The 22,116-nt window shown below is 72.4% G+C and carries 18 protein-coding genes and 1 pseudogene; 7 read left to right on the top strand and 12 right to left on the bottom strand.

Annotation, left to right across the window (positions count from 1 at the left end; translation table 11 throughout):
* The 3 genes and pseudogenes from ACWCXH_RS01985 to aspA form a co-directional block, all read left to right on the top strand.
* Positions 1–633: pseudogene (locus ACWCXH_RS01985) on the top strand (amino acid permease); the annotation flags it as partial.
* Positions 634–727: 94 nt separating this feature from the next.
* Positions 728–1,744, top strand: coding sequence for an asparaginase (locus ACWCXH_RS01980; protein WP_449799349.1), 1,017 nt, complete (start codon positions 728–730; stop codon positions 1,742–1,744).
* 41 nt (positions 1,745–1,785) lie between these two features.
* Entirely contained in the window at positions 1,786–3,195 is a 1,410-nt protein-coding gene (gene aspA / locus ACWCXH_RS01975; protein WP_449799348.1) for an aspartate ammonia-lyase, read from the top strand.
* A gap of 80 nt (positions 3,196–3,275) precedes the next feature.
* On the opposite strand, the gene ACWCXH_RS01970 is transcribed toward aspA, so the two are convergent.
* The 5 genes from ACWCXH_RS01970 to ACWCXH_RS01950 form a co-directional block, all read right to left on the bottom strand.
* A complete protein-coding gene (locus tag ACWCXH_RS01970) occupies positions 3,276–4,739 on the bottom strand; it encodes a SulP family inorganic anion transporter (RefSeq protein ID WP_449799347.1) in 1,464 nt (487 codons plus the stop codon).
* Positions 4,740–4,783: 44 nt separating this feature from the next.
* Positions 4,784–5,374: a carbonic anhydrase gene (locus tag ACWCXH_RS01965; protein ID WP_449799346.1), complete on the bottom strand. Its 591-nt coding sequence runs from the start codon at positions 5,372–5,374 to the stop codon at positions 4,784–4,786.
* Between the two features lie 191 nt (positions 5,375–5,565).
* Positions 5,566–5,916 carry a hypothetical protein gene (locus tag ACWCXH_RS01960; protein WP_449799345.1) on the bottom strand — a complete coding sequence of 117 codons (351 nt, stop codon included), beginning with the start codon at positions 5,914–5,916 and terminating at the stop codon, positions 5,566–5,568.
* A gap of 427 nt (positions 5,917–6,343) precedes the next feature.
* Positions 6,344–8,002 (bottom strand): phosphoenolpyruvate--protein phosphotransferase, encoded by a 1,659-nt coding sequence (gene ptsP, locus ACWCXH_RS01955; RefSeq protein WP_449799344.1) that lies wholly within the window; start codon positions 8,000–8,002, stop codon positions 6,344–6,346.
* On the bottom strand, positions 7,999–8,271 hold the full coding sequence (locus tag ACWCXH_RS01950; protein WP_449799343.1) for an HPr family phosphocarrier protein: 273 nt from the start codon (positions 8,269–8,271) through the stop codon (positions 7,999–8,001). The genes ptsP and ACWCXH_RS01950 overlap by 4 nt, the downstream gene beginning before the upstream one ends.
* A 340-nt stretch (positions 8,272–8,611) precedes the next feature.
* Between ACWCXH_RS01950 and ACWCXH_RS01945 the strand changes: the two genes are divergently transcribed.
* The 3 genes from ACWCXH_RS01945 to ACWCXH_RS01935 all read left to right on the top strand — a co-directional run bounded on the left by ACWCXH_RS01945 (position 8,612) and on the right by ACWCXH_RS01935 (position 12,452).
* Entirely contained in the window at positions 8,612–9,373 is a 762-nt protein-coding gene (locus tag ACWCXH_RS01945; RefSeq protein ID WP_449799342.1) for a DeoR/GlpR family DNA-binding transcription regulator, read from the top strand.
* Positions 9,370–10,314, top strand: a complete 945-nt coding sequence (gene pfkB, locus ACWCXH_RS01940; protein ID WP_449799341.1) for a 1-phosphofructokinase — start codon at positions 9,370–9,372, stop codon at positions 10,312–10,314. Before ACWCXH_RS01945 ends, pfkB begins: the two co-directional genes overlap by 4 nt.
* A gap of 107 nt (positions 10,315–10,421) precedes the next feature.
* Positions 10,422–12,452 carry a PTS fructose transporter subunit IIABC gene (locus ACWCXH_RS01935; protein WP_449799340.1) on the top strand — a complete coding sequence of 677 codons (2,031 nt, stop codon included), beginning with the start codon at positions 10,422–10,424 and terminating at the stop codon, positions 12,450–12,452.
* 226 nt (positions 12,453–12,678) lie between these two features.
* Here the strand turns inward: ACWCXH_RS01935 and ACWCXH_RS01930 are convergent, their stop codons facing one another.
* The 7 genes from ACWCXH_RS01930 to ACWCXH_RS01900 all read right to left on the bottom strand — a co-directional run bounded on the left by ACWCXH_RS01930 (position 12,679) and on the right by ACWCXH_RS01900 (position 21,454).
* A complete protein-coding gene (locus ACWCXH_RS01930; protein WP_449799339.1) occupies positions 12,679–13,458 on the bottom strand; it encodes a hypothetical protein in 780 nt (259 codons plus the stop codon).
* The gene (locus tag ACWCXH_RS01925) at positions 13,455–13,985 is read right to left on the bottom strand and encodes a SigE family RNA polymerase sigma factor (protein ID WP_449799338.1); all 531 of its coding nucleotides are present in this window, start codon (positions 13,983–13,985) and stop codon (positions 13,455–13,457) included. Before ACWCXH_RS01925 ends, ACWCXH_RS01930 begins: the two co-directional genes overlap by 4 nt.
* A gap of 131 nt (positions 13,986–14,116) precedes the next feature.
* Positions 14,117–15,142, bottom strand: coding sequence for an expansin EXLX1 family cellulose-binding protein (locus tag ACWCXH_RS01920; RefSeq protein ID WP_449799337.1), 1,026 nt, complete (start codon positions 15,140–15,142; stop codon positions 14,117–14,119).
* Between the two features lie 202 nt (positions 15,143–15,344).
* Positions 15,345–15,557: a substrate-binding domain-containing protein gene (locus ACWCXH_RS01915; protein WP_449799336.1), complete on the bottom strand. Its 213-nt coding sequence runs from the start codon at positions 15,555–15,557 to the stop codon at positions 15,345–15,347.
* A gap of 344 nt (positions 15,558–15,901) precedes the next feature.
* The gene (locus ACWCXH_RS01910; protein ID WP_449799367.1) at positions 15,902–18,262 is read right to left on the bottom strand and encodes a non-reducing end alpha-L-arabinofuranosidase family hydrolase; all 2,361 of its coding nucleotides are present in this window, start codon (positions 18,260–18,262) and stop codon (positions 15,902–15,904) included.
* 319 nt (positions 18,263–18,581) lie between these two features.
* Positions 18,582–21,053 (bottom strand): pectinesterase family protein, encoded by a 2,472-nt coding sequence (locus ACWCXH_RS01905; protein ID WP_449799335.1) that lies wholly within the window; start codon positions 21,051–21,053, stop codon positions 18,582–18,584.
* A 158-nt stretch (positions 21,054–21,211) separates the two neighbouring features.
* Entirely contained in the window at positions 21,212–21,454 is a 243-nt protein-coding gene (locus ACWCXH_RS01900; RefSeq protein ID WP_449799334.1) for a hypothetical protein, read from the bottom strand.
* Between the two features lie 270 nt (positions 21,455–21,724).
* Between ACWCXH_RS01900 and ACWCXH_RS01895 the strand changes: the two genes are divergently transcribed.
* Positions 21,725–22,087 (top strand): DUF1304 domain-containing protein, encoded by a 363-nt coding sequence (locus tag ACWCXH_RS01895; protein WP_449799333.1) that lies wholly within the window; start codon positions 21,725–21,727, stop codon positions 22,085–22,087.
* Positions 22,088–22,116: the final 29 nt, after the last annotated feature.

Below are 22,116 nucleotides of genomic sequence, written 5' to 3'. Positions count from 1 at the left end.
GTCCTCCTCCTGTCGATGCTGCTGCCCTGGAACAGGTACAGCTCCGGCCAGAGCCCGTTCGTGACCGTGCTCTCCCACATCGGCGTCCCGGCGGCCGGCGGCGTGATGAACCTTGTGGTCCTCACCGCGGCCATGTCCTCGCTCAACTCCGGCCTCTACTCCACCGGCCGCATCCTGCGCTCCATGGCCGTCAACGGATCGGCCCCGCGTTTCACCGCACGGATGAGTCGTACCCAGGTGCCGTACGGCGGCATCCTGCTGACCAGTGGCATGTGCGTCCTCGGTGTCGGCCTCAACTTCGTGGTCCCCGCCGACGCGTTCGAGATCGTGCTGAACTTCGCGGCGATCGGCATCCTCGCCACCTGGGGCATGATCATGGTCTGCCACTACCTCTTCTGGCGGAAGACCACGGCCGGCGAGCTGACCCGGCCCGGCTACCGCCTGCCCGGCTCGCCCTGGACCGAACTCGTGACACTGGCCTTCCTCGTCTCCGTCCTGGTCCTCATGTACGCCGCCGGCGGTGCCGGGCGCACCACCGTGCTGTGCCTGCCGCTGATCGTCGGCGCACTGGTCGCGGGCTGGTACGCGATCCGTGGACGGATCGCGCGCGCCGCCGCCGGGACCGACGGCTGAACCCGGCGGACGGCCCGGAACCTGACGGACCCACCACGCCCTCGCCGCGGGCCGCCACCGGTCAGCAGCACAACCACCACCGATCGAGGCAGTCATGTTCAGCAGTCCCCTCGCGGACGCGCCCGCGATCCGCGAGCCCCGCCACGCGCCCGTCGCCCACCTCACCCGGGGCGGAGTGGTCGAGGGCACCCACCACGGCTCCGTCGTCGTCCTCGGCGGCGACGGCGAGGTCCGGTTCCAGCTCGGCGACATCGAGGCCGCCTGCTACCCGCGCTCGGCCCTCAAGCCGGTCCAGGCCGTCGCCATGGTCCGGGCGGGGCTGCCGCTCGACGGTGAACTGCTCTCCCTCGCCATGGGCAGCCACTCCGGCGAGGAGCGCCACCTCGCCGGAGCCCGGCGGATCCTGCAGCTCGCCGGCCTCTCCGAGGACGACCTGCGCAACGTGCCGGACCTGCCGTACGACCCGGCCGTCCGCGACACCTGGGTCCGGGAGGGCCGCCCGCCCTCCCGGCTCGCCCAGAACTGCTCGGGCAAGCACGCCGCGATGCTCTACCTCTGCAAGCTCAACGGCTGGCCGCCGGAGGACTACGACGATCCCGATCACCCGCTCCAACGGGTGATCGCCGCGACCGTCGAGGAGTTCACCGGTCAGCGCATCGCGCACGTCACCGTGGACGGCTGCGGCACCCCGCTGTTCGCGGTCTCCCTGCACGGCCTCGCCCGCGCCGCCGCCCGCATCGCCACCGGCGCGCGCGGGACGCCCGAGTCCCGGGTGGCGGGCGCGCTGCGGGGGCACCCGGAGATGGCCTCCGGCGCCGGACGGGACGTGGCCGCGCTGATGCACGCGGTGCCCGGGCTGCTCGCCAAGGACGGTTTCGAGGGCGTCCAGGTCGCCGCGCTGCCGGACGGCCGCGCCGTCGCCGTGAAGATCGCGGACGGCGCGAACCGGGCGCGCGTCCCGGTGGCGGCGGCCGCGCTGGCCCTGGCGGGAGTCGACCCACGGCTGCTCACCGGGTTCGCGGGGGAGCCGGCGACCGGCGGCGGCCGACCGGTCGGGGGCGTCCGGCCGGTGGCAGCGCTGGACCCGTCGGCCCTGCTCGCCCCCGCGTGACCCGACCCACCGTTCCACGAAAGAAGAGGACCCGCCCACCCATGACCGCCGCCACCCGGAGCGAGCACGACCTGCTCGGAGACCGCGACGTCCCCGCCGACGCCTACTGGGGCGTCCACACGCTGCGCGCCACCGAGAACTTCCCCATCACCGGCACGCCCATCTCCGCCTACCCGCACCTGATCGACGCCCTCGCCGCCGTCAAGGAGGCGGCCGCCCTCGCCAACGAGGAACTCGGTCTGCTGGAGCCCGCGAAGGCCGCCGCGATCGTCGCGGCCTGCCGCGAGATCCGGGGCGGCAAGCTGCACGACCAGTTCGTCGTCGACGTCATCCAGGGCGGCGCCGGCACCTCGACCAACATGAACGCCAACGAGGTCGTCGCCAACCGGGCGCTGGAGCTGCTCGGCCACGCCAAGGGCGAGTACCGCCACCTGCACCCCAACGAGGACGTCAACCTCGGTCAGTCCACCAACGACGTCTACCCGACCGCCGTCCGGATCGCGACCGTCTTCGCCGTGCGCGGCCTGCTCGACGCGATGGCCGTCCTCCAGGACGCCTTCGCCCGCAAGTCCGTCGAGTTCCGCGACGTGCTGAAGATGGGCCGCACCCAGCTGCAGGACGCCGTGCCGATGACGCTCGGGCAGGAGTTCTCGACGTTCGCCGTCATGCTCGACGAGGATCGCAGCCGGCTCGCGGAGGCCGTCGAGCTGATCCACGAGATCAACCTCGGCGCGACCGCGATCGGCACCGGACTCAACGCCCCCGCCGGATACGCCGAGTCCGCCCGCCGCCACCTCGCCGACCTCACCGGGCTGCCCCTCGTCACCGCGGCCAACCTGGTCGAGGCCACGCAGGACTGCGGCGCGTTCGTCCAGATGTCCGGCGTGCTCAAGCGCATCGCCGTCAAGCTCTCCAAGACCTGCAACGACCTGCGACTGCTGTCCTCCGGGCCGCGCGCGGGCCTGGGCGAGATCAACCTGCCGCCGGTGCAGGCCGGTTCGAGCATCATGCCCGGCAAGGTCAACCCGGTCATCCCCGAGGTCGTCAACCAGGTCGCCTTCGAGGTGATCGGCAACGACGTCGCCATCACCATGGCCGCCGAGGCCGGGCAGCTCCAGCTCAACGCCTTCGAGCCGATCATCCTGCACTCGCTGTCCGAGTCGATCACCCACCTGCGGGCGGCCTGCCTCACCCTCGCCGAGCGCTGCGTCGTCGGCATCACCGCCAACACCGAAGTGCTGCGCGCGACCGTCGAGAACTCCATCGGCCTGGTGACCGCTCTCAACCCGCACATCGGGTATACGGCGGCGACCGACATCGCCAAGGAAGCCCTCGCCAGCGGCCGGGGCGTGGCCGAGCTCGTCCTGGAGAAGGGACTGCTCCCGGCCGAGAGGCTCAGCGCGCTGCTGCGGCCCGAGGTGATCGCGGGCAGCGGCGCGCCCGTGGCCTGACGGCAGCTGCGGTAGGTGGCCGAACGACGCGCCGCCGCACCGGGGTTCCGGTGCGGCGGCGCATCGTTCTCACCCGGGTGTCACGCCGGACCGGCCAGCGCGGGGATCAGCCGCACGGCCTCGGGGGCGTGGGCGTCGTGACGCTCGGCCCAGGTGGTCAGTGCGCTCTGGCAGGCGTGGTCGAGGTGCCGGAGTCCGGTCAGGTCCAGCTCGACGACGCGGTCGGCGGGAAGTGCTTCCAGGGCGTCCAGGAGCTTGGGCAGCCGGAGGAAGGTGGCGCTGCCCGTCAGGCGGACGTGGACGACGCCGTCGGTCCGCTCTTCCGTCCCCACGTGCAGGCGGGACGTCTCCCAGGCGCTCTTGAGGATCGACAGGCCCAGGCCGATCAGCACGCCCTCGAACATGTTGACCGTGACGATGGCGACGGCGGTGGCGGCGAGGACGAGCGCCTCCGACCGGTGCTCGCGCCACAGCGGCCCGAGCTGCTCGAACGGCAGCAGCTTGAACCCGGCGTGGACGAGCACACCGGCGAGGGCCGCGACGGGGATGACGGCGAGGGCCGCCGGGAGCAGTGCGGCGAAGAGCAGCAGCCACACGCCGTGGAGCACGCGGGACGCCTTGGTCCGGGCGCCGGCCTGGACGTTGGTCGCGCTGCGGACGATGACCGCGGTCATCGGCAGGGCGCCGAGGGCACCGCAGAGCGCGTTGCCCGCCCCCTGGGCCATGAGCTCCTTGTCGTAGTCGGTGCGCGGCCCGTCGTGGATCCGGTCGACGGCTGCCGCGCTGAAGAGGCTCTCGGCCGAGGCGACGAGGGTGAAGGCCACGACCGTGATGATCAGGGCGGGGGCGAACTGGTCGAGCATGCCGGCGCCGGGTGGCTGGATGGCGTCCAGGATGCCCTTGACCTCGACCTTCTTCACCGGGCCGTTGAGGAGCCGGGCGGCGCCGGTGGCGAGGAGGACGGCCACCAGCGCGCCCGGGACGACCCGCGCCTTGGCCGGCAGCCGTTGCCACAGCACGATCACGGCGATGGTGCCCGCGCCGATCGCGAAGGAGTGGCGGGCGGCGGGTGACGAGACGAGCTGGGACAGGAGGCCGGGCAGGCCGAGGAGCTTGTCGATCCCGCCCGCGGGTGCCGGCCTGTCGGCCATCGCGTAGAGCTGGCCGGCGATGATGACCAGGCCGATGCCGGCCAGCATGCCCTCGACCACGGCGACGGAGATCGCGCGGAACCACCGGCCCCAGCGCAACGCGCCGAGCAGCAGCTGGAGCAGGCCGGTGGCGGCGACGACGACGCCGAGCGCGGGCAGTCCGAACCGCTGCACCGTCTCGGCGACCAGCACGGTCAACCCGGCCGCCGGGCCGCTGACCTGGAGACTGCTGCCGGGTAGCACGCCGGTGACCAGGCCGCCGACGATGCCGGAGATCAGGCCGAGTTCGGCGGGCACGCCGGAGGCGACGGCGACGCCCACGCACAGCGGCAGGGCGACGAGGAACACGACGAGCGAAGCCGTGACGTCGTACTTGAGAGTGGGAAAGCGCATGGGAGCCCTCATCCGTGGAGGTTCGGCAGTGGTGGGCCGCGTCGTCACAGCGGCAGGAAGACGTCGGTGCCGGGGCGGTGGGTGCGGACCGCGCCGGTGTGCACCTCGTAGAACCAGCCGTGCAGTCCGAGGAGGCCCGCGTCGACGCGGCGCGCGACGCTCGGATGGGTGCGCAGCTTCGCCAACTGGTCCAGGACGTGGCGCTGCACGGGCCCGGCGAGGTCCTGGCCCGGCTCCTGGCCGGGTGTCAGTTCGGCGCCCTCGGCGAGCCAGTCCCGCACCGCGGGCACACCGGTGAGGTCGTCGCCGCGCACCACGGCGCCCACGGCGCCGCAGTGGGAGTGGCCGCACACCACGATGTCCGCGACGCCCAGGACCTCGACCGCGTACTCGATGGTCGCGGCCTCGGCCGACGGCACGCGCGGCCGGTACGGCGGGACGATGTTGCCGGCGGTCCGCATCTCGAAGAGGTCGCCGGGACGGGCACCGGTGACGGCGGAGGGGATGATGCGGGAGTCGGAGCACGTGATGAACAGGGCCTGCGGGTTCTGGCCGGCCGCGAGCCGCTCGAAGTCGTCGGCGGTCTGCGCGGCGCGGCGGTGGAAGGTGCGGGCGTGGTCGATGAATGCTTGCATGTCGGTGCCTCGGGCCCTTCGGAAGTCTTGTGGGGATGGAGACTTCGGGACCGTGCCCGCTCGGTACGGAGGCAGCTCGCAGCGCGACGGTGATGGCAGGGCCGTCCCATCGTGAACTGCCGTGACGTGTGGTGGCGTGGACGTGTGCGTGTCCGTGCCATCGGTGAGCCTGCGGGCGCGGTCGGCGCCGATCAGCAGCGGAACACCTGGAGGACCGCCGCTCTGGGCTGTCTGCGCGCCCAGTACGGCGCGTCGGGCACGCAGACCGGCGACGCGGGGCCGGGGGAGGGCGCTTCATCGGAGAGGGCCGCCGTCAACTCGGGTCGGCGCTCCGGGACTTCGACGCACCGGGGCCGGGTCCAGCAGAGGCCGGACGTGTTCTTGGGAGCCGGCGAGTCCTCGGCGAGCTTGGCCTGTGCGACGGCCCGTGGGCAGCCGTCCTCCCGGAGGAGCGCGGGCGCGGACTGGGACAGCACCAGCACGCCCAACACGGCCAGGAGGGCCACGGCGACGGCGCCGACCACTCTCCCGACCGAGGACATTGCCGAATCCTTCCTCACCTTTGGCTGTTTCTTGGAACTCCTATCGGAAATGACGATCGTGAAAGGGGACTGGTTCCGCGAGGTCGGTGAACACTGCGTGAATCAGTGGCGCCGGATGGTGAGGATTTGATCCGCCTTGCTCCTAAATGCGGCCAACCGGTGAATTTTCTGCGATGCGACCCACCGGGCGGTGGCTCAAGTGCCGGCCGGACCGGCTGTTGAAGGGTCGCGTGGCCGGGATCGGGGCGCGGCCGTGCGATATTCGGCGGCAGCCCTGATGAATTCCTCGTCCGGTTCTGATCGGAATCCGGTATTCCGGCTGTGCGCAATTCCCGCGCTGCCGGCACGGAATCTCCGGCTGCCTCCGCGGAGGTCCACTCCGCTCCCCGGCGCCGGGCCGGAGCGGGCCCGGCGCCGGGGAGCGGGATCAGCGTTCCCGCATGCTCGATCGGACCTTGCCGCGCGCGGTCGCGGCGTCGTCGGCGAGCAGGGCCAGCTCCGCGAGTTCGCGGCACTCGGCGAGGGTGTGGGCGGCCAGCACCGCCCGCACCTCGGGGAGCGCGGCGGGCGCGGCGGACAGGCTGGTGATCCCGAGGCCGACCAGGACCAGGGCGAGGGCCGGGTCGGCGGCGGCCTCGCCGCAGACGCCGATCGGACGGCCGCGCTCGGCCGCCGATCGGGCGGCGGTGGCGACCAGCGCGAGCAGCGCGGGCTGCCAGGGGTCGAGCAACTCGGCGAGGCTGCCGAGCGTCCGGTCGGCCGCGAAGGTGTACTGGGCCAGGTCGTTGGTGCCGATGCTGAAGAAGTCGCAGACCTCGGCCAGCCGGTCGGTCCGCAGGGCGGCCGCCGGGACCTCGATCATTGCGCCGGCCAGCGGCAGGCCGTGCGCGCGGACCCGGGCGGCGAACTCGGCGGCCTCACGCGGGACCGACACCATCGGGGCCATCACCCAGACCTGCGCGGTGCCGTCCTCGGCGGCCTCGGCGATCGCGGCGAGCTGGGTCTCCAGGAGCTGGGGGTCGCGGGCGGCCGTCCGCAGGCCGCGGACGCCCAGCGCCGGGTTCTCCTCGTCGGCGGCCGTGGCGAAGGGCAGCGGTTTGTCCGCGCCCGCGTCGAGCGTGCGCACGACCACCCGGCGGCCGGCGAAGGCCGCGAAGACCTGTTTGTAGGCGGCGGCCTGTTCGGCGAGGCCCGGCGCCTCGGCACGGTCCAGGAAGAGGAACTCGGTGCGGAACAGGCCCACGCCCTCGGCGTCGGCGGCGGCCGCACCGGCCAGCTCGTGCGGCGCACCGAGGTTGACCAGCAGTGCGACCGGGTGGCCGTCCGCCGTCCGGCCCGGCCCCCGGAACCCGGCCAGCAGCTCGCGGCGACGGTGCTCGCGCTCGGCGGCCCGCTCGACCGCCTCCGGACTCGGGTCGAGCTCGATCACACCGTCCGTGCCGTGCACCAGGACCCTTCTGCCGTCCTCCAGTTCCGCGGCGTCGGCGCAGCCGACCACGGCGGGTACGCCGAGCGCCTTGGCGAGGATGGCCGTGTGGCTGGTCGGCCCGCCGCGGACGGTGACGAGCGCCAGCACCCGTTCCGGGTCGAGCAGGGCGGTGTCGGCGGGCGCCAGGTCGTCGGCGACCAGGACGTACGGGTGTCCGGGGTCGGGCAGGCCGGGCACGGGCAGGCCCAGCAGGCGGGCCACCGCGCGGTCGCGCAGGTCGTCCAGGTCGGCGGCGCGTTCCGCGAAGTACCCGCCGGCGGCGACCAGCGCGGCACGGAAGCCGTCGAAGGCGTCGGCGAGCGCGTGGGCGCCGTTGGTGCCCTGTTCGGCGAGGGCGGCCGCACGGTCCGCGAGGACCGGGTCGGCGGCCATCATGGCCTGGGCCGTGAGCACCTCGGAGCCGGGGCCGCTCGCGCGGGCGGCGCGCTCGTCGAGGTCGGTGACGACGGCACCGAGGGCGGCGCGGACGGCGGCGGCCTCGGCCGCCGGGTCGGCGACGGCCCCCGGCACGGGCAGCGAGGGTGCGGGCGCCATCCGGGCGACAGGACCCGCCGCGCTGCCGGTACCGACGCCGATCCCGCGGATCGGATCCCTCATGCCGCTGCGTCGAGGTCGGCGGCGAGCAGGTCGGCGAGCTCCTTGAGCGAGTCCTGGGCGCCGTCGCCGACGGCGATGAGCTCCAGGGTCTCGCCGTGGCCGGCCGCCAGGGCGAGGACGGAGAGCAGGCTGCGGGCGTCGACCGGGGCCTGGCCCGGGCGGCCGACGGTGACCTTGGCCGGCTGTCGGGCGGCGGCCTGGACGAACAGTGACGCCGGGCGGGCGTGCAGGCCGCTCCGGGAGCCGACGGTGACCTGGATCGAGTGCATGGGAGTCCTTGGAGAGATGATCGCCGGCCCGGGTGGGAACCGGGTCGGCGGGAGAGGGGGGCACGGTGGCCCGCGCACGGGGGTGAAGCGCGGACCACCGTGTTCGCGCCTGGTCTTCGCGGTACGGGGGCAGTGGCGGAGACCGGGCGGTCCATGGTTTCACGCCCGTTAGCGTGTTGTTTCGATTGGTTCTACGCCCGAATATCGAGTGATGTCAACACATTCGGGCAATCCGGAACCTGTGGACACGGAGGCGACGCGATCTCTTGCTTTTTCGGCCGGAGCGCGTATGGTCGGGCCTCGTCAGGCGTAAACGGACATGAAACGGACTCAATCCCACATGTATGCACCCGAGCGGCAGCAACAGATCCTCCGCCTGGCCCAGGAACAGGGCAGGGTGGACGTGCCGACGCTGGCCGAGGACTTCGGCGTCACGCAGGAGACCATCCGGCGCGACCTGAGCGCCTTGGACCGGGCCGGTCTGCTGCACCGGGTGCACGGCGGCGCGCTGCCCGCCGGCGCACTGCACCTGGAGCCCGGCCTGGCCGAACGGGACTCCACCGCCGCGGCCGAGAAGGAGCGCATCGCCAAGGCGGCCCTGGCCCTGCTGCCCACCGAGGGCAGCGTGATCCTGGACGCGGGGACGACCGTCTCCCGGCTGGCCGGCCTGCTGCCCGCCGACTGCACCCTCACCGTCGTCACCAACGCCCTCCCGGTCGCCGCCCGGCTGGCCGACCACCCGGGGCTCGCTCTCCACCTGATCGGCGGGCGGCTGCGCCACCGCACGCAGGCCGCCGTCGACGCCTGGGCACTGCGCGACCTGGCCGACGTCCACGCGGACGTCGCGGTGGTCGCCACCAACGGCTTCTCCCCGGACGGCGGGCTGTCCACGCCGGACCTCGCCGAGGCGGCCGTCAAACGCGCCATGCTCACCGGCGCCCGCAAGGTGGTGCTCGTCGCCGACTCCTCCAAGTACGGAGTCCGCCACTTCGCCCGGTTCGGCTCGCTGGACCAGGTCGACGTGCTGGTCACGGACACCGGACTGACCGACGAGCAGACCGCAGAGATCGAGAACCACGGACCGGAAGTCATCCGCGCATGATCGTCACCATCACCCCGAACCCCAGCCTCGACCGCACCTACGAGCTGGGAACGCTCACACTGGGCGAGGTCAACCGAGCCGTGCACGACCGGCTCGACCCCGGCGGCAAGGGCGTCAACGTCTCACGCGCGCTCACCGCCGCCGGCCACCGCACCACTGCCGTCCTCCCCCTGGGCGGCCTCTCCGGACAACTGCTCTCCGATCTGCTGCGCCGCCAGGGGATCGACGTCGCGGCGGTCGCGATCGCGGGCGACACCCGGATCAACGTCTCGATCGCCGAGGACGGCGGCAGCCTCACGAAGGTCAACGCGGTGGGCCCCGAGCTCAGCGCCGCCGAGTCGGCCGCGCTGCTGGCGCTGGTCCGCAACGACCACATCGGGAACGACGTCGACTGGCTGGCCTGCTGCGGCAGCCTGCCGCGCGGACTGGCGCCGCAGTGGTACGCCGAGCTGGTCGCGCAGGTGCACTCGGGGGGCGCCCGGATCGCCCTGGACACCTCCGGCCCCGCGCTGCTCGCCGCGCTCTCGGCCCGCCCCGACGTGGTCAAGCCCAACCGCGAGGAACTCGCGGAGGCCGTGGGCCGCCCGGTCGCCACCATCGGCGACGCCGTGGACGCGGCGGGGGAGCTGCGCAAGCGCGGCGCCCAGCAGGTCCTCGCCAGCCTCGGTGCGGACGGGATGCTGCTGATCGCCGAGGAGGGCAGATGGTACGGCAGCGCACCGGTTGCCGCCGTCCGCAGCGACGTGGGAGCGGGCGACGCCTCGCTCGCAGGCTTCCTCGGAGCCGGTGGCACCGGCCCCGGGGCACTCGCGGCGGCCCTGGCGCACGGCGCCGCCGCCGTACAACTGCCGGGGAGCGTGATGCCGACCCCGGCCGATCTGGACCCGGCCGCGGTGGTCGTGACGGCGGACATCCCGCTCGAACGACCGCTCCGCGGTTGAGAACGGCCTCTGTCCTGAGGCACCACGCCCGACCGTGTGGGACGGAAGGGCGGCCATTTCCCGGGGGCAAGGGAACACTGTCAGGCACCAGTTGAAGGACCGACACGATGAGCGACACCAGCGGACTGATCACACCGGCACTCGTTGATCTCCACCTCGCCCCCCAGGACAAGGGCGAAGCCCTCCGGGCCCTCGCCCAGCGGCTGGTGGCCGAGGGCCGGGTCACCGACCTGGACGGCTTCCTCGCCGACATCGCCGCCCGCGAGGCCCAGGCGCCGACCGGGATGGGGGACGGGATCGGCATCCCGCACTGCAGATCACCCCATGTCACGCGGCCGAGCCTGGCCTTCGGCCGCAGCGCCAGGGGCGTGGACTTCGGCGCCCCGGACGGGCGGCCCGCGGACCTGGTCTTCATGATCGCGGCACCCGCCGGTGCGGACGACACCCACCTGCAGATCCTCGCCGCGCTGGCCCGTCGGCTGATGGATCCCGCGTTCACCGGCGCCCTGCGCGATGCCGAGAGCCCGGGCGCCGTCGCGGCACTGGTCAACGGCGGGGAGACGCCGAGCGCTGCGCCGGAGCCCGCCGCCGCTCCGGAGACGCCTGCTCCGGGGGCGGCCGCCCTGGGGACGCCTGCGCCTGCCGCCGCCGACGCCGGGTTGCGGCTGGTCGCGGTGACCTCGTGCCCGACCGGCATCGCTCACACCTACATGGCCGCCAAGGCGCTCGAACTGGCCGCCGCCCGGGCGGGTGCGCGGATCGAGGTCGAGACCCAGGGGTCCGCCGGCACGACGCCGCTGGCCCCCGAGGTGATCGCGGCTGCCGATGCGGTGATCTTCGCCCATGACGTCGAGGTGCGGGACCGCGCCCGGTTCGCGGGCAAGCCGACCGTGGACGTGGGCGTGAAGGCCGCCGTCAACCGCGCCGACGACCTGATCGCCCAGGTCGCCAGGCTGGTCACCGAGCCCGGCGGCAATGCCCGTGCCGCCGCCGCGCCGGTCGCCGCACCGAGCGCACCGGCCGGCGAGCACTGGGCCCAGCGGCTGCGCAAGTACCTGATGACGGGCGTCAGTTACATGATCCCGTTCGTCGCGGCCGGCGGCCTGCTGATCGCCCTCGCCTTCGCGATCGGCGGCTACCGGATCGCCTCGGCCCCGTCCGTGCTGGGCCACTTCGACTGGGCCTCCTCGCACAGCTGGGCGGCGATGCTGTTCCAGACCGGCAAGACCTCCTTCGGCTTCCTGGTCCCGATCCTCTCCGGGTACATCGCCTGGGCGATCGCGGACCGGGCGGCGCTGGCCGCCGGAATCGCGGGCGGCGCCGTCTCGGTGGCGGTCGGCGCCGGCTTCCTCGGCGGCATCGTGTCCGGCCTGGTCGCGGGCTTCCTGGTGCTGTGGATGATCCGGTGGAACGTGCCGCGGGCGATCCGGGGCATCATGCCGGTGGTGGTGATCCCGCTGCTGTCGGTGGCGGCGGTCGGCTTCCTGATGTTCGTGGTGGTCGGCTCGCCCATCGCCTCGGCGATGAGCGGCCTGACCGACTGGCTGAACGGCCTCTCCGGCTCCAACGCGGTCCTCCTCGGCGTGCTGCTCGGCGCGATGATGGCCTTCGACATGGGCGGTCCGCTCAACAAGGTCGCGTACACCTTCGCGGCCGGTGCGCTCACCGCCGCGGGTACGACCCCGGACGCCGGCAGCCTCAAGGTGATGGCTGCCGTGATGGCCGCCGGTATGACCCCGCCGCTGGGCATGGCCTTGGCGACCGTCGTCCGGCGTGGGCTGTTCACCTCCGAGGAGCGGGAGAACGGCAAGGCCGCCTGGGTGCTCGGCGCGTCGTTCATCACCGAAGGTGCGATCCCGTTCGCCGCGGCCGATCCGCTGCGGGTCATCCCGGCGAACATCGTCGGCAGCATGACCGCCGGCGGCCTGGTGATGGCCTTCGGCTCCACCCTTCGTGCCCCTCACGGTGGGATCTGGGTGCTCCCGCTGATCGGCAGTCCGTTCCTGTACCTGACCGCGGTCGCGGCGGGCACGGTGGTCACCACGGCGGTGGTGGTCCTGCTCAAGGGGATGCGCAAGCCCGCCGTCCCGGCGGCCCCGGGTGCCGTCGTCGCCGAGAAGGAGCTGGTCCGCGCCTGATCCGACGGCCTGCGAGGTGCGTCCGGGGCGATTCCGGCCGGTCGGCCTCCGAACCGGTCCATGGCGCCCGCTCGTTCGAGCGGGCGCCATGGTCGTGTCTGCGCACGGTGAGGGTCGGCCCGCGGCCTCCGGACGCTCCTTCGGCCCCGGCCCGGGAGGACCGTGGACCCGCACGCGCTCCGAAGGGTTGCCGCGCAGGCGGGCCGTCTCCTCCGTGGGGCAGCCCTCACCGTGCCGGGGCGAAGCCTCCCCCGACGGATGCGGAACCGCCCGCCGACTGGGCGTCGACGCGGTAGCTGTCGTTCGCGGAACTGCGTACGCCGGTGGCGTGGTTGTACTGGCCGGCGAACTCGTGCTGCCCCGCGGGCACGGTACGGCCGGGTTTGAGGACCCAGCGGTAGACCAGCGCGCCGCCGGACTCCTGGGCGGTGACGGTGAAGTCGTCGCTCGGGAGGGTCCGCCAGTTGCCGGTGTCCCGTACGTCGCCGGTCTGGGCGATGCGCAGTTCGACGGTGAGCGAGGTGAGCGGTTGGGTGGTCCTGAGGGTCAGGTTGCTCTGTGCCCAGTAGACGTTGCTGTGCGAGTCGATCGATCCCTCCGACCACAGCGGCCCGTTCTGTGCCCGGGTGCTCGCGGACGGGGTCGGGCGGGCACTGGCCGGGGCGGTGGTGACCGGTGCCGGTGCCTGAGCGGTGGTGGCCGGCGGGGCCGACGGCGTCGGCGAGGGCGTGACCGTCGGAGCGGGTGCCACCGGAGCGGTGGTGCTGGTGTCCGACGGCGGTCGGGTCCGGGCGATGTCGGCTGCGGCGAGGGCGCCGGTGGCCAGGATGCCGGCGGTGGCGAGGCCGGCGAGCGCGGCCTTGGGCCACGAGCGCAGGCCGGACCGCGCGCGGTGACGGACGGCTGGGCCGGCCGCGCCGCGCTGCACGCGGGCCAGGATCCGCGCGCGGTCGGGCTGGTGGCCCTCGGCGGCCTCGCGCAGCTGCCGGGCGATGTGCTCGTTCACCGATTCCTCCTTCCGGTCGCCAGTTCACCGACCGCTCGCGCGCCGAGCAGCTGTTCCAGTTCGGCCATCCCCTTCGAGGTCTGGCTCTTCACCGTACCGACCGATATGCCGAGCGCCACGGCGGTGTCCTTCTCCGAGAGGTCGAGGGCGTGGCGCAGCACCACGCACGCCCGCTTGCGGAACGGCAGCCGGGCGAGCGCCGTTCGGACGTCCAGCACGGCTGCGACGTCCGGTCCTTCGGTCTTCTCCGGGCTGCGGGTCCAGAACAGCAGGACCCGGCGTCGCTCGCGGATCGCGCTGCGGATCCGTGCGCGTGCCATGTTGGCGACCACCCCGCGGGCGTAGGCGAGCGGGTGGTCGGCCGCGCGGAGCCGGTCCCAGCGTTGCCACAGGGCGATCAGGGCGTCCGCGGCGAGGTCGTCGGCCGCGTCCGTCTCACCGGTCAGGAGGTGGGCGAGACGGGCGAGTTCGGCGTAGTGGCGTTCGAAGAAGTCGTGGAACTCCGCGGACGCGTCATCGAGGAGCATTTCCCCCGGTCGCCCTCTCCCTGCAATGTGAGCGTTAACAAGGGGCCTGAGCGTAGCAGTGCCCGTTTCCTGGGCGCGGCGGGGGTCGCCCCGGAGGGGCGTCCCGGGCGGCCGACGGGCGAGCTGTGCGGTCAATGCCGGGCGAACTGGACTTGGGTCGGCTGGACGACGTCCGGTTTCACCGCGATCCCGTCGACGGTCAGTCGCTCCCCGTAGAGGTCGGTGATCCTGATCGTGCCGCCGCACCCGGTGCCGTCCGGGGAGAGGAAGTAGTTGTAGTCGGTGCGGGACAGCTGCCGCCAGCCGCTGCCGGTCCGGACCTCCAGGGCCGCCACCGGGTTCCGGTGACCGATCACCTGGATCCCGCACCACCACTGGCTGGATCCGGTCTTGTACCGGATCGACATGGTGGCGGGTGCCGTGGCGGGGCTCAGCAGCGACCAGGTGATCGGGAGGCGGCCCACCGAGAGGTCCGCGAGCTTGGTGAAGGCCTCGTGGCTCAGGTCGAGCTGCCCGGGTGCGCAGGGCAGGGGGCACTCGTTGACGATCCGCACCGTGATGCTCGCCCCGTTGGCAGCGTGCACGAGCACGTACGCCCCGCACGCGCTGGACGTCTCGTAGTCGGTGTGGTTCATCGCCGCGATCATGAGGTCGCCGGACGGGCCGAACGAGCACGCGCCGTTGCCGTCGGCGGCGTCGTAGGAGGTTGCGACGCCCTGGTAGTCGGTCCCGGGCTTGATCCGTCCGGCCAGGGACGCCGTGGCCGGTGCGGTGCGGGCACTGCTGGTGTCGGCCGAGGGCGGGGCCGAGGCCGAGGGGGTGGCCGACGGCCGCGGCGTGGCAGCGGCCGACGGCGAGCGGGTGCCGGTGGCCGAGGGCGAGGGGGCGGAGCCGGTGACCGGCGGCGTCGTCGCCGGGGGAGTGGCGGTGGCCGGGACGGTAGCCCCCGGCGGGTCGCTCGGCGGGGTGCTCGGCTCGGCGGCCGCGACGGACGCGGCGGCCGGTACCCCGGCGACGACGCCGCCGCCCTTGCCGCCCGGCAGGAGCGCGAAGGCCAGGCACACCAGCACACCGACCGCCACCAGTGCCAACGGTATGCCCATGACCAGCCCACGCCCGCGGTTCGACTGCGGGGCGGCGTGCTTCGTAGCTTTCATTCCCGTCCATTCGGTAGATCGACTCGGCGTCGCACTGCCCAGTGGGCGCCGGGGACGGAAAGGTTGCCGTTCCGGTGAGATTTTTTCGGCGCGAGCTCGGGGCGGACGGCGCGGATCCGTGACCCGCCCCGTCGACGAGCCCGCAGCCACGCGGCACCGGTTCCCGTTCTCGGCCGGGGGCTTCAGCGGGCGCGGGGCACGCTCAGCCCGACGCCCGGACGACCAGCCGGGTGGGGAGCACCACCGACTCGCCGCGTTCCGGGTTCCGCAGCAGCAACTCCATGGCGCGGGAACCGAGTTCCTCCACCGGCTGGCGGACCGTGGTCAGCCCCGGCCGGCACCGCGGCGCGACGGGGCCATCGTCGAAGCCGATCGGCGCCACGTCCTCGGGCACCCGCAGGCCGTGCCGCCGCAAGGTCCTCCGCGGCCGCGAGCGACGCGGGCCACGGCGACGGCGCCCATGGCGGTGCGCCTGCCGGGCGCGCGGTGGAACAGCCGAACTGGTGCTGGTCGTCGTTGATCCGGATCCGGGTCGAGCTGCCGCCGGTGGAGCGGCAGGCGGTATGCGCGGTGGCGTCGTAGTGCTTCGGTCCGTACCCGCGATGAAAGTCCACGAAGGAGGGGAACCCCAGCCGACGCACGGCTGGGGTTCCTTGAGGCAGTGAGTGTCGGTCAGCAGGTGAAGTCGCCCGTACCGTAGACCTTTCGTCTACGCGCCGGCCGGCCGCACCCGATCGCGGTCACCGTTGATCAGGCGGGTCAGTGCTGCAGGGTGAGGAGGCCCGGCTTCCACGGCAGTCGGTCGTAGGGGCCGGTCGCGGTGGGGGACTTGCCCTGGTAGAGGAACTGCAGGTTGCAGGGGTCGATGGTCATGGTCTGGTCGGGGTTGTTGCGGACCAGGTCGCCGTGGCTGATGTCGTTGGTCCAGGTGGCGCCGCTGTTGGCCTTGCCCGCGAAGGGGCTGTTCTCGCTGGCGGCCTGCGGGGTCCACGGACCGTTGAGGCTGGAGGCCGTGAAGGAGCGGAAGTAGCGCCCGTTCGCACCCTGCGCTTCGACGATCATGAGGTACTGGTTCTGGTCCTTGACCTTGTAGACCTGCGGTGCCTCGAAGAGGTTGTTCGGCGTGTCGCTCATGACCGTGGTGGAGGACGAGCCGAAGTTGCCCGGGAAGTTCCCGATCGGCATGCTCGCTCGGTAGATGCTGCCGTTGTCGCCGGCGAAGAACAGGTACATGTTCTGGTCGTCGGCGATGAGGGTCTGGTCGATCGGGCCGGTGCCGGAGTTGGGGATGCTGCCGGTGAACAGCGGCTGCGGCGCGGACCAGCCGTTGGGGTTGGTCGGGTCGCTCGACGTGCGGTAGACGAAGGGCCACGGACCCCACTGGTAGGCCAGCACCCAGGTGTTCTTGGGCGCGAAGTAGAACAGCGTGGGCGCCACCGCGGCCTGGCTCATCCCGGTCTGGGCGGCGGATGCCATGTCCGACCAGTTCGTGAAGGGGCTGAACATCATCGAGCCGTACGAGGATCCCGACACGTTCGAGGCGTAGATGAGGTGCTTGCCGTTGTACACGACGTCGGTGAAGTCCTTCACCGAGGCCCAGCCGTTCGCGGGCTGCGCGAGCGCGTCCGTCGAGGACCAGCGGTACGTGGACGGAAGGGCGCAGGTGCTGCCCGTCGGCGCGGACGGCCCGAAGTTCCAGTGCTGGTTGGAGGCGCCCCAGGAGTCCCAGATCTGCACGGGGGTGCCGTTGGCGCTCTGGCCGCCGGGGAGTTCGAGAGCGCGGCCGCTGGCGACGTTGGTCAGCGTGTAGGAGCCGTCGCTGTTCCGGTCGGCCTTCCAGTGCTGGTTGGCGCCGCCGCTGGCGTCCCAGACCTGAAGCCTCGTCCCGTTGCCTGTCCGGTTGGCCGGCTCGTCCAGGACCCGGCCGCTGGCGACGTTGGTCAGCGTGTACGAGCCGTCGCTGTTGCGGTCGGCCCGCCACTGCTGGTTGGCGGCGCTACCGTTGGCGTCCCACACCTGGAGCGGGGTGCCGTTGCCGTTCCATCCCGCAGGCTCGTCGAGCACACGTCCGGCGGCCACGTCGGAGAGCGTGTAGACGGTGCCGGAGGTGATGCCCCCGCCCGGCGTGCCGCTGCTGCCGCCCAGGGCGGTGAGCACCGCGCCGTAGGCGGGCTTCTTGTTGCCGCCGGCGTCGAACAGCAGCGGATTCTCACCGCCGCGCCATGAGTCGCTGTCGCGGATGCCCCACACGGTGATGCCGGTGCAGCGGGCGACGTTGAGGCAGTCCTGGACGGCGTTGGCGTACGCGCTCGCCGGTGCCTGGGCGATGTCGAGTTCGGTGATCTGGACGTCCACACCGAGCGCGGCGAAGTTGGACAGGGTGGTCTGGAAGCCGGCCGGCGGGCCGCCGGCGCCGAAGTGGCTCTGGAACCCGACGCAGTCGATGGGGACGCCGCGGGACTTGAAGTCCTTGACCATGCTGTAGACGCCCTGGGTCTTGGCGTCGGACCAGTTCTCGATGCTGTAGTCGTTGTAGCAGAGCTTCGCCGACGGATCGGCGTTGCGGGCGGTGCGGAAGGCCTCTTCGATGAAGCCGTTGCCCAGCACGTCCTGGAACACGGAGCTGCGGTGCTGGCCGCTGCCGCCGTCGGCGAAGGCCTCGTTGACCACGTCCCAGGCGTAGATCTTGCCCTTGTAGTGGGCCATCTCCTGGGTGATGTGGTTGTCCATCACACTGCGCAGGGTGTTGGCGTCGGTGACGGAGCGGACCCAGCCGGGCAGTTGGGAGTGCCAGACCAGGGTGTGACCGCGCATGCGCTGGCCGTGCGCGGAGGCGTGGCCGACGATCGAATCGGCGGGGGCGAAGTTGAACGACCCGCGGGAGGGTTCGGTGGTGTCCCACTTCATCTCGTTCTCCGGGGTGATCATGTTGAACTCCCGGTCGAGAATGGTGGAGTACGTCGAGTCCCCGAGCCTGCCCGAGGACACCGCCGTACCGAAGTAGCGGCCACTGCCGCCCGCCGCACCGGCCAGCGTGCGGGCCTTCGGTGTGTGTGAGGCCTGGGCGACCAGCGGTACGGCAGCACCTGCGGCGGCGAGAACCACGGCGGCGGCGAGCACGCGGCGGGTTGCCGGACGGCGGCGATGAGAGCGGTTCTGATCTGGCAATGGCTTGTCCTTCTGACGCAGTGGGCCTTGGTCCCGGCCCCGGTTACCCGTCAGTTGTCGCCATGCACACAAAGGTTGCCGTGATCGGGGAGGAATTTTTTGTCGGGCCGGAGATCGGCGCGGCCCTCATCCCGTCGGGGCGAAGCCGCCCGGAACGCGAGGGCGCCTGCGGCGATCCCGGCGTCGACAGGGCAGGTGTCATCCTCCAGCGGGCTGCCCCGGCCTTCCGACGAGGCCGGGGTGAGCGGTCGGGGCCCGGTCGGCGTTGAGGTCAGAGGGCGGGGAACGCGGGGAAGGTGCAGGTGGGGGCCGTGCCCGGGGTGTTGGCGGTGGTCAGGGTGACGTCGGGGCCGGACGGGTGGAGGGTGGTGTCGGTGACGGTGATGCGGGCGTTGGCGGCGGTCACCGTGGTGACGTCGAGGTTGAGGTGTGCCAGGGCCAGTTCGAGCGGGCGGGCCTTGTCCAGTCCGACCAGGGTGGATTTCGCGCCGCTGGGGGAGTGGGTTGCGGTGACGCCGTCGACGGTGATGCCGGTGAACCAGGGGGTGTTGGAGCCGCTGCCGGCGGCGTAGTGGGTGTCGAGGACGAGCGGGGCGCGGACGGCGTCGAGGCAGGTGTTCAGGTAGGTGACGCCGGTGACCCTGCCACCGTTGGCGGGGGAGCTCTTGATGCGGATGCCCGTGCTGGAGCCGCTGGCGTTGCCGAGGGCGTCGGTGCCGCTGAGGGTGTTGTCGCGGAAGAGGACGTTGGTCACGCCGCTGCTGGTCTCGCTGCCGATGGAGATGCCGTGGGTGCCGTAGAAGTGGTTGTTCGTCACGGTGATGTTGCTGCTGGGCTTGTTGCCGGCCTTGATGGCGATGCCGTCGTCGCCGTCCATGACGGAGGAGTCGGTGATGGTGACGTTGGTGGCGCCGGCCGGGTCGATGCCGTCGGTGTTGCGGGCGGTGGCGGGGGTCCTGATCCGGACGCCCCACGCGGTGAAGCCGTTGCCGCCGTTGTAGACGACGTGGAAGTTGGGGGAGTTGAGCAGGTCGACGTGGTAGAGGGTGAAGTTGTCGGAGTTGTCGGCCTGGATCAGGCGGGGGTTGTTCTGGTTGGAGCCGGCCTGCTGCGCGTCGGTGGCGAGCTGCCACCAGCTGGTGGTGGTGCCGAGGACGGTCTGGTCGCCGCGGCCGTCGATGCGGCCCTGGCCGCCGTCGGCGGCGCGGACGGCCTCGATGCCGGCGTTGGCTCCGGCGACGCTGATCAGCGGCTTGCAGCCGCCGCCGGAGGAGGCGAGGGTGCCGCAGGTCGGCTTGCCGTTGATCTGGTAGTCGGCGGGGTTGCGTGAGCCGTACAGGGTCACGTTGCTGTCCAGGAGCAGGACCTCGCCCTGGTGGACGGTCAGTGGTCCGGTGAGGAAGGCGTTGTGGCTGGAGTCGGTGGCCTGCAGGCGGATGGCGACGGTGTGCTGTCCGGTCTGGGTGCAGGTGTCGAGGGCGTGCTGGATGCGGACCGTGTCCGGTGGGGTGGTTTCGCCGGCCTGGTCGGTGCTGCGGTTGGGCATGGTCCGGGCGGCCGGGACGGTGGCGCAGACGGTGCTGGGCGGTGCGGGCTCGGTGACGTGGCGGGTGTCGCCGGTCGCTGTTCCGGCGGGCACGGACGAGCCGGTGCTGTTCGAGGCCCCGACCGGGTTCCAGCCGTCGGTGCCTGCGAGGTACGCGGTGGCGGTGTATTCGCCGGCCTGGGCCGCCGGCAGCTGCGGGCTGTCGGCGCTGGTGGCGGCGCCCGGTCCGGTGTTGCCGTACGAGGTGAGGCGGGCCGAGCGCCAGGAGAAGCCGCTCATGTCGGTCCACGGGGCGGCGCTCTTGACCGCGGCCGGGAGCACCGTGTCGCGGATGACGACCTGGGCGACGGCGGAGGCGGTGGGGTGCCAGGGCCGGCCGAGGTAGTAGGTGCCGTCCTGCGCGGTGGAGCGGACGGTGCTGTCGGTGATCAGGAGGCCGTACTTGTGCGCGGTCTCCGTGTTGGCGGCGGTGAGGAAGCCGTTGAGGCCGTCGGCGGGGGCGCCGTCGTCGTCGGCCTGGATGGTGGCATGGTCGAGGACGGCGGTGGCGTTGCCGAAGATCATGTCGACGTCACCCTCGACGTAGTCGTCGGTGAAGTACTGGCGGGTCTGCGCGGTGGCGTCGGGGGACCAGGCGAGCAGGGTGTCCTGGTGGCCGATGATGCGGTCGTGGCGGAAGACCTGGCGGTCGCCCTCGGCCGCCACGGCGACGGCCTGGGGCGCGGTGCCCGGCTGCGCGGCGGCCCGGTCGAAGGTGTTCTCGACGGTCAGGTTCTCCACGGTCAGTCCGGTGGCGGCGAAGGTGGCCGTGGCGCTGCCCTCGGTGCCGAGTCGGCCGCCGCCGGACTTGGCGGTGTCGGCGGAGTTGCCATAGGTGATGACGACGTCGGCGGGGTTGCCGGTGGCGCCCGCGATGGTCAGCCCGTCCTTGCCGGCCGGCACCCGTACCACCTCGTGGTACGTGCCCTTGGAGATCCGGATCCGGTCGCCGGGGCGCGCGCCGTCCACCGCCGCCTGCACGGTTCGGTACCGGCCGCTGCCGTCAACGGCCACCGTCAGCGTGTGGGCTTTCGAGGGCAGGGCGGCCTGGGCGATCAGGGGGACGGCGGCGCCCATGACGGCGAGGACTCCGGCGGCGGCGAGCACGCGGCGGGTCGCCGGGCGCCGGCGGTGTGTGCGTCGGTCGAGATCTGGCAACGGCTTGTCCTTCTGGAGCGGCGGCCTGCGGAAGGCAGGCCGGGTTGTCCATCAGTTGCCGCCGCGAGACGGGAAGGTTGCCGTTCCGGCGCGGGTTGTTCCGAGGCCGGCCCGGGGGCGGCGACGCGTATCCGCCGCCTGCCCCCGGGCCGTGCCGGTCAGGACGGGTCGCCGTACACCACGCCGCGGCCGTAGCCGCCCAGGTACACCCGCCCGTAGACATCGGGGTCGCCGGAGATGACGTTGATGATGCTTCCGCCGAACTGGTGCTGGTCGTCGTTGATCCGGACCCAGGCCGAGCCGCCGTCGGTGGAACGGAACAGGCCCGTGACCGGCCGCGGCCGTCTGCCGTGGGATCCGTCTCGTTCACGGGAGTTGCTCCTTGCTCCGGCCCCCGCCACGACGCACGTGCCCGGTCGGGTGGTGCGCGAGGGCGGTTGGCGGTGGGATCGGTCGGACGACCCGTGGGCGGCTTCCGCCCTCGCGGTCATCCGTCAGTTGCCGCCGCCGGCCGCAAGGTTGCCGCCTGCTTGAAAGGAATCTCCGCGGATGCGTGTGTCGGGCCCCGGTCTTGACGATTGGGCGAGTGCCTGAACAGAATGCCGCTTCACCTGCCCGCGCGGTTCACTTCACGACCGGTCAGGTCCTGACCGGGACATAGGATGCCTGGTATGTCCACAGTTGCCGTGATTGCGGTATTGGCGCTCGCCCTCCTGCACGTCTACATCCTGGTCCTGGAGGTGTTCCTGTGGACCACTCCCCGGGCTCGGGCCTCCTTCGGCACGTCCGAGGAGTTCGCGCTCGCGACCAAGGCGCTGGCAGCCAACCAGGGCCTCTACAACGGCTTCCTGGCTGCGGGACTCCTCTGGGGCGCGTTCGCCTCCGACCCGGTCGGGTTCCAGGTGCGGGTCTTCTTCGCGTCCTGCGTGGCCGTAGCCGGGGTGTTCGGCGCCGCGACGTCCTCCCGGAAGATTCTCTTCGTGCAGACCGTGCCGGCGCTGGTCGTGCTGGTCCTGGTGCTCCTGGCCCACTGAAGTGTTCTCGCACGGAGAAGTCTGCGTGG

The organism is Kitasatospora sp. NPDC001660 (assembly GCF_053596725.1).
Note: the sequence above shows the minus strand (reverse complement) of the source record. Positions and strands in the feature narration are given on the sequence as shown.